Annotated in this window: 6 protein-coding genes and 1 pseudogene; 3 read left to right on the top strand and 4 right to left on the bottom strand. The window is 71.0% G+C overall.

Annotated elements, in window-relative coordinates; translation table 11 throughout:
• Nucleotides 1-29 precede the first annotated feature (29 nt).
• Nucleotides 30-2,543, bottom strand: coding sequence for a DUF3516 domain-containing protein (locus AB0G35_RS22625; protein ID WP_360952242.1), 2,514 nt, complete (start codon nt 2,541-2,543; stop codon nt 30-32).
• Nucleotides 2,544-3,089: 546 nt separating this feature from the next.
• Between AB0G35_RS22625 and AB0G35_RS22620 the strand changes: the two genes are divergently transcribed.
• A complete protein-coding gene (locus AB0G35_RS22620; RefSeq protein WP_360952239.1) occupies nt 3,090-3,881 on the top strand; it encodes a metal-dependent hydrolase in 792 nt (263 codons plus the stop codon).
• Nucleotides 3,882-4,228: 347 nt separating this feature from the next.
• Here the strand turns inward: AB0G35_RS22620 and AB0G35_RS22615 are convergent, their stop codons facing one another.
• Together AB0G35_RS22615 and AB0G35_RS22610 are read right to left on the bottom strand one after the other, a co-directional pair.
• Nucleotides 4,229-6,010, bottom strand: coding sequence for an ABC transporter ATP-binding protein (locus AB0G35_RS22615; RefSeq protein ID WP_360952236.1), 1,782 nt, complete (start codon nt 6,008-6,010; stop codon nt 4,229-4,231).
• Nucleotides 6,007-8,061 (bottom strand): ABC transporter ATP-binding protein, encoded by a 2,055-nt coding sequence (locus AB0G35_RS22610; protein WP_360952233.1) that lies wholly within the window; start codon nt 8,059-8,061, stop codon nt 6,007-6,009. Before AB0G35_RS22610 ends, AB0G35_RS22615 begins: the two co-directional genes overlap by 4 nt.
• Before the next feature lie 510 nt (nt 8,062-8,571).
• On the opposite strand from AB0G35_RS22610, the gene AB0G35_RS22605 reads away from it, so the two are divergent.
• Entirely contained in the window at nt 8,572-9,318 is a 747-nt protein-coding gene (locus AB0G35_RS22605) for a hypothetical protein (RefSeq protein ID WP_360952230.1), read from the top strand.
• 355 nt (nt 9,319-9,673) lie between these two features.
• A pseudogene (locus AB0G35_RS22600) lies at nt 9,674-10,792 on the top strand (cation:dicarboxylase symporter family transporter); the annotation flags it as partial.
• 172 nt (nt 10,793-10,964) lie between these two features.
• On the opposite strand, the gene AB0G35_RS22595 reads toward AB0G35_RS22600, so the two are convergent.
• The gene (locus AB0G35_RS22595; protein WP_360952227.1) at nt 10,965-12,422 is read right to left on the bottom strand and encodes a Gfo/Idh/MocA family oxidoreductase; all 1,458 of its coding nucleotides are present in this window, start codon (nt 12,420-12,422) and stop codon (nt 10,965-10,967) included.
• Between the last annotated feature and the right edge of the window lie 268 nt (nt 12,423-12,690).

Genomic DNA, 12,690 nt, shown 5'->3' with positions numbered 1-12,690 from the left:
CCCCGGCGGCCTCGGGCGAAGCCGTCGCCTCACAACTGACCCACCTCCGTGACCCGCACGACCGCACGCCCCTCCTCGTCCGAGGCGGCCAGATCCACCTCCGCGGAGATGCCCCAGTCGTGATCGCCGTTCGGGTCGGCGAAAGTCTGCCGCACCTTCCACAGCCCGTGCTCGGCGTCCTCCTCGATCTGCAGGAGTTTCGGGCCGCGCGCATCCGGGCCGGTGCCCAGCTCCTCGTACTCCTCCCAGTAGGCGTCCATCGCCTCGCCCCAGGCGTCCGCGTCCCAGCCGGACTCGGCGTCCATCTCGCCGAGTTCCTCCACCTTGTCCAGCGCAGCCAGCTCCACGCGACGGAACATCGCATTGCGCACCAGCACCCGGAAGGCCCGCGCGTTGGCCGTGACCGGCCGGACCTGATCCGCCCGCTCCTGGGCCTGCTCCGCCGTCTCCTCCTCCGGGTTGGCCAGCTGCTCCCACTCGTCCAGCAGGCTGGAGTCCACCTGCCGCACCATCTCGCCCAGCCAGGCGATGATGTCCTGGAAGTCCTCCGACTTCAGATCGTCCGGCACGGTGTGGTCCAGCGCCTTGAAAGCACTCGCGAGGTACCGCAGCACGATGCCCTCGGTGCGCGCCAGCTCGTAGAAGGAGGTGAACTCCGTGAAGGTCATGGCGCGTTCGTACATGTCGCGGATGACCGACTTCGGCGACAGCGGGTGGTCGCCCACCCAGGGGTGGCTCTTGCGGTACAGCCCGTAGGCGTGGAAGAGCAGCTCCTCCAGCGGCTTGGGGTACTCGACGTCCATGAGCCGTTCCATGCGCTCTTCGTACTCGACGCCGTCGGCCTTCATCTGGGCCACCGCCTCGCCGCGGGCCTTGTTCTGCTGCGCGGCCAGGATCTGCCGCGGATCGTCCAGCGTGGACTCCACGACCGACACCATGTCCAGCGCGTAGGACGGCGACTCCGGGTCGAGCAGGTCGAAGGCGGCCAGCGCGAACGTCGACAGCGGCTGGTTGAGCGCGAAGTCCTGCTGCAGGTCCACGGTCAGCCGGACGATCCGGCCCTCCGCGTCCGGCTCGTCCAACCGCTCGACGATCCCGCCGTCCAGCAGCGACCGGTAGATCGCGATGGCCCGCCGGATGTGCCGCAGCTGGTTCTTGCGCGGCTCGTGGTTGTCCTCCAGCAGCTTGCGCATCCCCTCGAAGGCATTGCCCGGGCGGGCGATCACCGACAGCAGCATCGCGTGGGTCACCCGGAAACGCGAGGTCAGCGGCTCCGGATCGGACGCGATCAGCTTCTCGAAGGTGTTCTCGCCCCAGTTGACGAAGCCCTCCGGCGCCTTCTTGCGGACCACCTTCCGCCGCTTCTTCGGATCGTCACCCGCTTTCGCCAGTGCCTTCTCGTTCTCCACGACATGCTCGGGCGCCTGCGCCACGACGAAGCCGGCGGTGTCGAAGCCGGCCCGGCCGGCCCGGCCCGCGATCTGGTGGAACTCCCGCGCCCGCAGCGTGCGCACCCGCGACCCGTCGTACTTGGTCAGGGCGGTGAACAGCACCGTCCGGATGGGGACGTTGACGCCGACGCCGAGGGTGTCCGTCCCGCAGATGACCTTCAGCAGACCGGCCTGGGCGAGCTTCTCCACCAGCCGGCGGTATTTCGGCAGCATCCCGGCGTGGTGGACGCCGATGCCGTGGCGCACGTACCGCGACAGGTTCTTGCCGAACTTCGTGGTGAAGCGGAAGTTGCCGATCAGCTCGGCGATCTGGTCCTTCTCCGCCCGGGTGCACATATTGATGCTCATCAGCGCCTGCGCCCGCTCCACGGCGGCGGCCTGCGTGAAGTGCACGATGTAGACGGGGGACTGGCGGGTCTCCAGCAGCTCGGTGAGCGTCTCCGTCAGGGCGGTGGTGCGGTACTCGTACGACAGCGGCACCGGCCGGGTCGCCGAGCGCACCACCGACGTCGGCCGCCCGGTGCGGCGGGTGAGGTCCTCCTCGAACCGCGACATGTCGCCGAGCGTCGCCGACATCAGCACGAACTGCGCCTGCGGCAGTTCGAGCAGCGGAATCTGCCAGGCCCAGCCACGGTCCGGCTCGGCATAGAAATGGAACTCGTCCATCACGACCTGGCCGATGTCGGCGTCCTTCCCGTCCCGAAGCGCTATCGAGGCGAGGACCTCGGCAGTGCAGCAGATGACCGGGGCATCGGCGTTCACCGAGGCATCGCCGGTGAGCATGCCGACGTTCTCGGTACCGAAGAGCTTGCACAGGTCGAAGAACTTCTCCGACACCAGCGCCTTGATCGGGGCGGTGTAGAAGGTGACCTGATCATGGGCGAGGGCGGTGAAGTGCGCGCCGGCCGCCACCATGCTCTTCCCGGAGCCGGTGGGGGTGGACAGGATCACGTTCGCCCCCGAGACCACCTCGATCAGCGCCTCCTCCTGGGCGGGGTAGAGCGAGATCCCCTGCTGCTCGGCCCAGCCCGAAAAGGCTTCGAAGAGGGCATCGGGGTCGGCGTCGTTCGGCAGATGATCGATGAGGGTCACGCCCCCATACTGCCTGTCTTCACCCCGGATCAGGGAACCGGTAACCCATACGGAGATCAACTCAAGGCCCCGGAGACGTTCCGGCCCCACCCCGTCACGTTCCGTGAGGGTCGCCCCTTCCGCTGGAAGGTTCTCCGCCGCCTGTCCTACCGACGGGGCCCGCCTCCGTACGGAGATCATCTGCCGCTACGCTGAGTCGCCGACCCGGCGTCAGCAGCGCGGACGGTGAGCGTGCCGAGCACGCCACACCGACCGGGCACGACGGACGTACCGGGCCGGACGCACAACCGGGCCGGAAGCACAACCGTGCCAGGCGCCCGTGCCGGGCGTGACGTACGGGTCGGGCGGAAGACAGCGGGCCGGGCGTGACGTACGGGTCGGGCGTAAGCACCGGCTGGGCGTGACGTACGGGTCGGGCGTAAGCACGGGCTGGGCGTGAGGCGCGCCGGGCGCGAAGCACGTGCCGGGCACGAGGCGTGAGCCGGACACCGGAACACCGAGCACGGACAACGACAACAAGACGACAACAAGGGGTGGGGAACAACCATGATGGGACCGGCGCACTCGCTCTCCGGGGCGGCGGCCTGGCTGGGGGTGGGCGCGGCGGCCGCAGCCGCAGGACATCCGATGCCCTGGCCGGTGCTCGTCTGCGGGGCCCTGATCTGTGCCGGAGCGGCGCTCGCCCCGGACCTCGACCACAAGTCAGCTACCATCTCGCGGGCCTTCGGGCCGCTCTCCCGGATGGTGTGCGAGGTCGTCGACAACATCTCGCACGCCGTCTACAAGGCGACCAAGATGCGCGGCGACGCCAACCGCTCCGGCGGACACCGCACACTGACCCACACCTGGGTATGGGCCGTGCTGGTCGGCGGCGGGATGGCGCTGCTGGCGATGCGGGGCGGGCGCTGGGCCGTGCTCGGCATCCTCTTCGTGCATATGGTGCTCGCGATCGAGGGGCTGCTGTGGCGGGCGGCCCGGGTCTCCAGCGATGTGCTGGTGTGGCTGCTCGGCGCCGCCTCGGCCTGGATCCTGGCCGGTGTCCTGGACCAGCCGGGCAACGGCGCACACTGGCTGTTCACCGAACCCGGCCAGCAGTACCTGTGGCTGGGCCTGCCGATCGTGCTCGGCGCGCTGATTCATGACATCGGCGACGCACTGACCGTGTCCGGCTGCCCCATCCTCTGGCCGATCCCGATCGGTCGTAAGCGCTGGTACCCGCTCGGCCCGCCGAAGGCCATGCGGTTCAAGGCCGGCAGCTGGGTGGAACTGAAGGTGCTCATGCCGGTGTTCATGCTGCTGGGCGGCCTCGGCGGCTTGGGGGCGCTCGGCTACATCTGAGTGGGAAGAGGTGGCGGGGTGGGGGTGGGGGGCGGGGCGGGGCCGACGGGGGAGAAGCGGGGCGCGGTCTGGCGGCCCCGCCCGCCCCACCCCCCACACAGCGACGCCACCCGCGCCCCACAGCGCCACCCGCCCGCCCGGCCCTGCCCGGCCCCGCTCCCTCCGCGACGCCCCCCGGCGCCCTTCGGAGACGACGCTCCCCCGGCCCTGCCGCCCGCCCAGCGCCGGCCCCGCCTCTCCGCGACGCCACCCGCGCCCTTCAGCGACGCTGCCCGCCCGTCCCCGCCACCCGCCCGTCCCTGCCGCCCTCACCTCGCCCCCGGCCCGGCTGCCTCAGCGGCGGCCCGTTAGCCGTGCCACGATCGCCACAGGGCCGCGTACGGGCCGTCTGCGGTGACCAGTTCGTGGTGGGTGCCGAGTTCGCTGATCCGGCCGTTTTCGACGACGGCGATCACGTCGGCGTCGTGCGCGGTGTGCAGCCGGTGGGCGATGGCCACCACCGTGCGGCCGTCCAGCACCTTGCCGAGCGAGCGCTCCAGGTGGCGGGCGGCCCGCGGGTCGAGGAGTGAGGTGGCCTCGTCCAGGACCAGCGTGTGCGGATCGGCCAGGACGAGACGGGCCAGTGCGATCTGCTGGGCCTGGGCGGGGGTCAGGGCGTGGCCGCCCGAGCCGACCTCGGTGTCCAGACCTGTCTCCAGGGAGCGGGCCCAGCCGTCGGCGTCCACCGCACCCAGCGCCGCCCACAGTTCGGCGTCGTCGGCGCCGGTGCGGGCCAGCAGCAGATTGTCCCGTAGCGTCCCGACGAAGACGTGGTGCTCCTGATTGACCAGGGCCACCTGCTCGCGGACCCGTTCGGCGGGCATCGTGGAAAGTTCCGCACCGCCCAGCGTCACGCTGCCCGAACGGGGCCCGTAGATGCCCGCGAGCAGCCGGCCCAGGGTCGACTTGCCGGCACCGGACGGGCCGACCAGGGCCAGCCGGCTGCCGGGCCGGATCCGCAGAGAGACCTCGCGCAGAACGTCGACGCCCGGGCGGTAGCCGAAGCTCACCTCGTCGGCGTGCACATCGCGGCCCTCGGGCAACCGATCCGCGTCCGCCGTCTCGGGCTCGATCTCCCGGACGCCGACGAGCCGGGCAAGGGAGACTTGCGCCACCTGCAACTCGTCGTACCAGCGCAGGATCATGCCCACGGGATCGATCATCATCTGGGCGAGCAGCGCACCGGTCGTCAGCTGACCCGCGGTGATCCAGCCCTCCATCACCATCGCCCCGCCGAGCAGCAGCACCGCGCCCAGCAGCACCACATGCGTCAGATCGACGACCGGGAAGAGCACCGAGCGCAGGAAGAGGGTGTAGCGCTCCCATTGGGTCCATTCCCGGATCCGGCGCTCGGAGAGGGCGATGCGGCGGGCGCCCAGGCGGTGCGCCTCGATCGTGCGGCCGGCGTCCACCGATTCGGTGAGGACGGCGGACACCGCCGCGTACCCCGCGGCCTCCGAACGGTAGGCGGCCGGCGCCCGCTTGAAGTACCAGCGGCAGCCGACGACCAGCAGGGGCAGCGCGACCAGCACGGACAGCGCGAGCGGTGGTGCGGTCACGGTCAGCCCGCCCAGCAGCAGCGCCACCCACACCACACCGATCGACAGCTGCGGGACGGCCTCGCGCATCGCGCTGGACAGCCGGTCGATGTCCGTGGTGATCCGGGACAGCAGATCGCCGGTGCCGGCCCGCTCCAGGACGCCCGGCGGCAGCGCCACGGACCGTACGAGGAAGTCCTCGCGCAGATCCGCGAGCATCCGCTCGCCGAGCATGGCACCGCGCAGCCGGACCATGCGGACGAACACCGTCTGAACGATCAGGGCGAGGGTGAACAGGGCGATGGTGCGGGTGAGTTGGAGGTCGCGCTCGCCCGCGGAGAGTCGTTCGACGACTCCGCCCAGCAGGTACGGACCGGCCATCGAGGCGATCACCGCGGCGGCGTTGACGGCGACCAGCACCGTGAACTCGCGGCCGTGCCGGCGGATCAGCCCGGCGACGTAGCTCCGTACCGTCGCCGGGGAGCCGACGGGGAGTGTGGTGAGCGTCTGCGGGGCGTCCGGATCGTGCTCCGGTGGCGCCAGGCCGATCATGCGGTCTCCTCCAATTGAACCCTCGATCGTGCGGTCTCGTCGGGCTGAGTGGTCGTCAGCACTCGTTCGGAGGCCTCGTGCTGGTCGACTCCACGCGCCTTCTCCCGTGCTGCTTCGGGTTCCGGGCCCCGAGCCGATGCGGGTTCCTGGTCCCGCACGGACGCGGGTTTCGAGTCCCGAGCGGATGCGGGTTCCGGGGCCCGAGCGGATTCCGGTTCCGGGTCCCGGGTGACGACGGCGCGGTAGGCGGAGTGGCTGTGCAGCAGTTCGCGGTGGGGAGCCTCGGCGACGACCTTGCCCTCATGGAGAAACGCGACCTGGTCGGCGCGGTCCAGGAGCAGCGGGCTGGAGGTGAGCACCACCGTCGTACGGCCTGCCCTGGTCTTCCGCAGGCCGTCGGCGATCCGGGCCTCGGTGTGTGCGTCCACGGCACTGGTCGGTTCGTCGAGCACCAGCACCTCCGGGTCCGTGACCAGCGACCTGGCCAGCGCCAGCCGCTGCCGCTGGCCGCCGGACAGTGACCGGCCGCGCTCGGTGATGTGGGTGCGCATCGGGTCCCCGGAATCGTCGAGGGAGGCCTGTGACAACGCGGTCAGCACATCGCCGCACTGGGCGGCGGCGAGTGCGTCATCGGCGGCCAGCCGCCCGGTGGACGGCACGTCGAGCAGCTCGCCGAGGGTGCCGGACAGCAGCATCGGGTCCTTGTCCTGGACGAGTACGGCCTTGCGGGCGGTGTCCCGCGGCAGGTCGTCCAGCGGGGTGCCGCCCAGCGTGACCGAGGGCGGGCCCTGAACTGCGCCCCCGGTCGCATGGGCCGCATGGGCCGCGTGCGCCGTCCGCTCCACTTCACCCACCCCGTCCACCTGGGCATGGCCCCCAAGCCGTTCGGCCAGCCGGCCCGCCGTGTCCGGGTCGCCGCAGACCACCGCGGTCAGGCGGCCGGCCGGCGCGGTCAGGCCGCTGACCGGATCGTGCAGATCGCCGGTGAGCGGCGCCTGGTCGTCCACAGCCGCCCGTCCGTCGGCCGCCCGCCTGTCGGTCGCCCGTCCGCCGGCCGGCCGGTGCTGGGCCAGGACGCGGGCGGTGCGCCGGGCCGACGGCCGGGCGAAGGACAGTGCCTGGGCGATCTCCTCGAAGTGCCGGAGCGGCACCAGCAGGAACGTCACCGCGCTGTAGATCATGACGAGTTCGCCGACCGCGACCGTGCCGTCGAGGGCGAGCCGGGCGCCGTACCACACCACCGCGATCAGCAGCAGGCCCGGCAGCACGACCTGGACGGCCGCGATCAGCGACCACATCCGGGCGCTGCGGACGGCGGCCCGTCGGACCTCCTGGGAGGCGGCGCGGTAGCGGCCGAGGAAGAGTTCCTCGCCGCCGATGCCGCGCAGGACCCGCAGCCCCGCGACGGTGTCGGAGGCGAGTTCGGTGGCCCGGCCGGCCTTCTCGCGCTGGGCGTCGGCCCGCCGGGCGGCCGGCGGCAGCAACGGCATTACGGCCAGCGCCAGGACGGGCACGCCGAGGGCAACCAGCGTGCCGAGGTGCGGTTCCCGGACGACCAGGGCGGCCGAGACCGCCACCGCGGTGACCGCGGCCGCACCGAACCGGGAGATCGCCTCGACGAACCAGCCGATCTTCTCCAGGTCACCGGTGCTGACCGCGACGATCTCACCGGCCGCCACCCGCCGGGTCATGGCCGAACCCAGTTCCGTGGTCTTGCGGGCGAGCAACTGCTGCATCCGGGCGACGGTGGTGATCCAGTTGGTGACCGCGGCGCGGTGCAGCATCGTGCCGCCCAGCGCGATCAACGCGCCGAGCACCAGGATCAGTCCGCCGGACAGCGCCAGCCGCCCACCGTCGCGGTCGACCGCGGCCTGTACGGCCATGCCCACCGGCAGCGGGAAGGACGCGATGGCGCCGAAGTGCACCAGGCCCCAGGCGAGCGCCTTCAGCTGGCCGCCCAGCTGCTGTCTGTAGAGCCAGCGGAGGAAGCTGCCGCCCGTACGGACGTCGGGGACGCCGGGGTCGGGATGCGGAAGGTCGCGGATCTGCATGATGCCCCAGGCGAAGTCGTGGTGGAGTGGCGCGGAGGACGGTGGTGGGGGAGTGGCGCGGGAGTCGTGGTGGAGGGGTGGTCGCGGGAGTCGTGGTGGAGCGGTCGAGGAGGGGCGGTGGGCCGTCACCGGACCCGTCACCGAGCCCGTTACCGGACCCGTAGTCCGTCACGGGACACGTCACCGAGCCCGTCACCGGACCCGTAGTCCGTCACCGGACCCGTTACTGAGCCCGATACCAGACCCGTAGCCCGTCACCGAGCCCGTCACCGGCCCCGCGCCCGGCCCCTTACCGGACCCACGCCCAGTGCCTTGACGGCTACGGCAGGCGAAAGCCCCCTCGTACCCGTTTCGTTGCCGGCGAAGGTCCTGGAAGACTGGCCCGGGTAGGGGGTCGGTTTCAATCGATTTTTCCGCTGCGACCGCGCGTTCAGGGCAATCGTCCCGGGAAGGCACGCCGATGGAGTGGGCGCTGAACGGACGTCAGCCCAGCAGTGCGACCATGGACGCATGCGACGTGCGGGCGGTGTGATGCGGAGGGCGGCGGTGGCCGCGGCGGGACTGGTCCTTCTGGCCGGCTGTGGCGGCGGGAACGGCCACGACGGCAAGGACGACGGCGAGGGCAAGGGGGAGCGCCCCGGCGGTCCGGCCCGCGGCGCGTCGGCCACCACCCATCTGAAGCACATCCCCGGCATCGGCGCCGCCCTGCGGTCCCGGATCCCCGCCGGCTCGGGTCAGGTCGTGGCGGTCTACGGCAAGGCCGCGGACTCCGCCGACGCCACCGTCGTCCTCTACGAGAAGGGCCCCAAGGGCTGGGACCGCAAGGGCAGCTGGCCCGCGCACAACGGCCGGCGCGGCTGGACGACGGACCACCACGAGGACGACAAGCGCAGCCCCGTCGGAGTGTTCACGCTGACCGACGCGGGCGGGGTGCTCGCCGACCCGGGCGCCAAGCTGCCCTACACCCACTCCACCGCCTTCACCCCTCCGTCGTACTGGTCCAAGAACACCCGCCATGACTTCGATTACGTCATCGCGATCAACTACAACCGGGTGAAGGGCACCTCGCCGCTGGATCCGACCCGTCCCCAGGGGCAGTCCAAGGGCGGCGGGGTCTGGCTGCACCTGGACCACGGCAGTGGCACCTCCGCCTGCGTCAGCGTCTCGAAGGCCGCGATGCAGACGCTGCTGCGCGCCCTCGACCCGGCGCGGCAGCCCGTGGTGGTCATGGGGGACACGGCACATCTGTCGGCCTGAAGGCCGGCGCCTCGCACCCCATGACTGCGTAGCGGCCGGGGCCGGCGGCCCACAACGGCGTGGCAGCGTACGGCCGTTACGGAGACGAGTGCGGCACCGCCGGAAGAGGCGGACTAGGCCGTCGCAGTCACGCACTTGCGGACGTCGCACTTACGCAATTGCGGACGGGCCGTGCGTACCGCCTTGGACCAAGCTCCAAGATTTTCCCAGAAGTTACAGCGCACTCTTTCGTGGGGAACACCAAGCAGCCATAGTGACGGACCGCGGAAGTCCACTTCCGCATCACAAAATCCGTCCTTGGAGGAGTGCCCGTGCCGCACGCCACCGGAACCTTCGTCCGCCGCGCAGGCCGTCTATCTGGTTCGAGGCGGCCACCCGCATTGCGCTCGTCGTCGGCCTGGTGGCCGGCAACGTCTTCGCCCCCGGTGCCGGGATGCACGTCGACCCGGCATCCCTGGACAAGGGCGCGGTGGACGCCAAGACGGGCGGCGGACGTCTGCCGTCCGCCGCACAGTTCGTCCTGGAATCGCTGCCCAACAGCGCGGTCGGCGCGTTCGCCGAGAACTCGCTGCTCCAGGTCCTGGTGCTGGCCTGCTTGGTGGGCGCGGCGTTGCTGCACCTCGGCCGGCAGAAGGTGCCGCAGCTGCTGCCGCTGATCGACCAGGCCCAGGAGGTGGTGTTCACCGTCGTCGGCTACATCATGAAGCTCGCCCCGCTCGCGGTCCTCGGTGCCACCGCCCGTCTCGTCGGTGAGTACGGCCTGGGCGCGATGTCCACCTACGGCAAGCTGATCGCGGTCTGCTACGGCGTCGCGCTGGTCTTCCTCGTCCTGCTCGGCCTGGCGCTGAAGGCCGTGACCGGGCTCAGCCTGTGGAAGTTCGTCCGCTACACCCGCGAGGAACTGCTGCTGGCGCTGGGCACCGGATCCAGCGAGACCGTGATGCCGCGGATGATGCAGAAGCTGCGGGCCGCGGGCTGCCGTGACGACGCGGTGGGCCTGGTGCTGCCCACCGGCTACTCGTTCAACCTCGACGGTGCCTCGATCTACCTCTCCATCGGCACCCTCTTCATCGCCCAGGCCATCGGCGTCGACCTGTCGCCGGGGCAGCAGATCACCGTGGTGCTGGTGCTCATGCTGACCAGCAAGGGCATGGCGGGCGTGCCGGGTTCGGCGTTCCTCGCGCTCTCCGCGACCGCCTCCGCGCTGGGCGTCATCCCGGCCGCCGCGGTCGCCCTGCTGCTCGGCGTCGACCGGATCATGGACTCGATGCGGGTGGCGACGAATCTGCTCGGCAACTGCGTCGCGGTGTTCGCGGTCTCCCGCTGGGAGGGCGCACTGGACCGGGTGACGGCCAAGCGGGTCCTGAACGGCGAGCAGCCCGCCCAGCCCACCCAGCCCGCCGAAACCGCCCCCGCGCAGCGCCTCGGAACCGCGCAGCCCGCCGAAGCCGCCCAGCGCACGCACGACGCTTGAGACGCAACCACCTGAGACGGAACACCTGAGACGGCCCCCTGCGACGGGACGGCCCGGCGGACACCCGCTCCGCCAGGCCGTACGTCAGCGCACGTCCGCGCACGTCAGTGCACGTCAGTCACGACAGCGCACGTCAGCCGCCGCTATGTCCGCACGTCATCCCCGACTCCCCCTACCCCTCGGGCTTCTCCGAGTCCATCCCCGCCCGGGCCTTCTTCCACAGGCCGCGGGTGAAGTCCGGGATCTCCTGCGGCGCGCCGTTCGCCTTGATGGAGCGGTCGCTCAGCGGCACCGGTGCCGTCCAGGTCGCCGCGTCGTAGACGTCGAAGTCCGGTACCAGGCCCAGCCGCATGCACTGGATCAGCCGGAACACCAGCATGTAGTCCATGCCGCCGTGGCCGCCGGGCGGGTTCGCGTGCTCCTTCCAGAGCCAGTGGTCCCACTCCGCGTACGTGCCGAAGTCGCCCCACTGGTCGTTGTTCTGGTCCGGCTCCAGGTAGATCCGCTCAGGGTAGTCCTCGAAGAGGCCCTTGGTGCCGCCGAGGCTGTTGATCCTGCTGTACGGGTGCGGGGTGGAGACGTCGTGCTCCAACCGGATCAGCCGTCCCTTGGCGGTCTGCACGAGGCTGACCGTCCGGTCGCTCTCGATGTACGACTCCTTCCAGCTGGGGTCGTCCGCCGGCATGTGCTCCTTGCGGTACGCGGCGAGACCGCGGGCCGGGGACCCCATGCTGGTGATGCGGACGGCGCGGTCGCCGCGGTTGAGGTCCATGTAGTTGGCGACCGGTCCGAAGCCGTGGTTGGGGTAGAGGTCGCCGCGCAGCCGGGTGTGCCAGAGCCGGCGCCAGGGGCCTTCGTAGTACTTGGGGTCGAACATCAGGCCGCGCAGATCGTGGATGTACGCCCCGGCGCCGTGCAGCAGCTCCCCGAACAGCCCGGCGTGTGCCATCCGCAGCACCCGCATCTCGTTCTTGCCGTAACAGCAGTTCTCCAGCTGCATGCAGTGTCTGCGGGTGCGTTCGGAGAGGTCGACGAGTTCCCACAGGTGGTCCAGGCGGAGCGCGATCGGGCATTCGACGCCGACGTGTTTTCCGTTCAGCATGGCCGTCTTCGCCATCTCGAAGTGCCGGTCCCAGGGCGTGGCGACGTAGACGAAGTCGATGTCCCCGCGCTTGCAGAGCTGCTCGAAGTCGTGGTCGCCGTTGGTGTAGACGGCGGGTGCGGGCTGTCCTGCGGTGGTGACCTTCTTGGCGGCCCGGGCGGTCTTCTCCTTCACCGGGTCGCACAGGGCGACCACCTGTGCGCCGGGCATCGCCAGGAACAGGTCGATCATGCTGCCGCCGCGGTTGCCGAGGCCGATGATGCCGACGCGCACGGTGGAGCGCCGCTCGAACGGCACCCCGATCATGGTTCTGCCCTTGGCCTCCGGTGCCGCGGCGGCGCCCGTCGCGGCACCGGCCGATACCGGTGTGGCCGCCGCGGCCTGAGCGGCCGTCAGTCCGCCCAGCCCCAGTCCCGCGCCCGCCGCACCGGCGGTCCACAGGACGGAACGGCGGCTCGGGCCGGCCCCGTCGTGGCTGGGATCGTGACTGTGGTCGTGGCCGTGGTTCTGCGATCGTGCCTCGTTCATCGGTCCTCCAGGGGATCGGTGGTGCGCCGGGGCATACGTGAACCTCGGTCAGGACCTTGTCGGCCGGCGGCCGGTGGCACAAGAGGGCCGGATGGTGCCGCACTACCGCACAAGCCGCAGCCAGCACCTTTCGCAACTCACTGAAAAGTCTTGCAGAAAGCCTTGACGTGTTAACGACATGAACGGCAGTCTCCGGTATCGGACAACCCCCCATGGCGGCCTGGCGCGTGGCTGCTCTCGTGGGCGCGGTACGGCACGGCCGTGCCCC

It is taken from the genome of Streptomyces sp. NPDC021749 (genome assembly GCF_040640655.1).
Taxonomy (GTDB): domain Bacteria; phylum Actinomycetota; class Actinomycetes; order Streptomycetales; family Streptomycetaceae; genus Streptomyces.
This window is presented reverse-complemented; position numbering and strand designations above follow the sequence as displayed.

What these genes read in the sequence shown, in the direction of transcription:
- AB0G35_RS22620 (WP_360952239.1), top strand. Translation starts at nt 3,090, where the DNA reads ATGATGGGACCGGCGCACTCGCTCTCCGGGGCGGCGGCCTGGCTGGGG.
- AB0G35_RS22595 (WP_360952227.1), bottom strand. Translation starts at nt 12,422, where the DNA reads ATGAACGAGGCACGATCGCAGAACCACGGCCACGACCACAGTCACGAT.
- AB0G35_RS22615 (WP_360952236.1), bottom strand. Translation starts at nt 6,010, where the DNA reads ATGATCGGCCTGGCGCCACCGGAGCACGATCCGGACGCCCCGCAGACG.
- AB0G35_RS22605 (WP_360952230.1), top strand. Translation starts at nt 8,572, where the DNA reads ATGCGACGTGCGGGCGGTGTGATGCGGAGGGCGGCGGTGGCCGCGGCG.
- AB0G35_RS22610 (WP_360952233.1), bottom strand. Translation starts at nt 8,061, where the DNA reads ATGCAGATCCGCGACCTTCCGCATCCCGACCCCGGCGTCCCCGACGTC.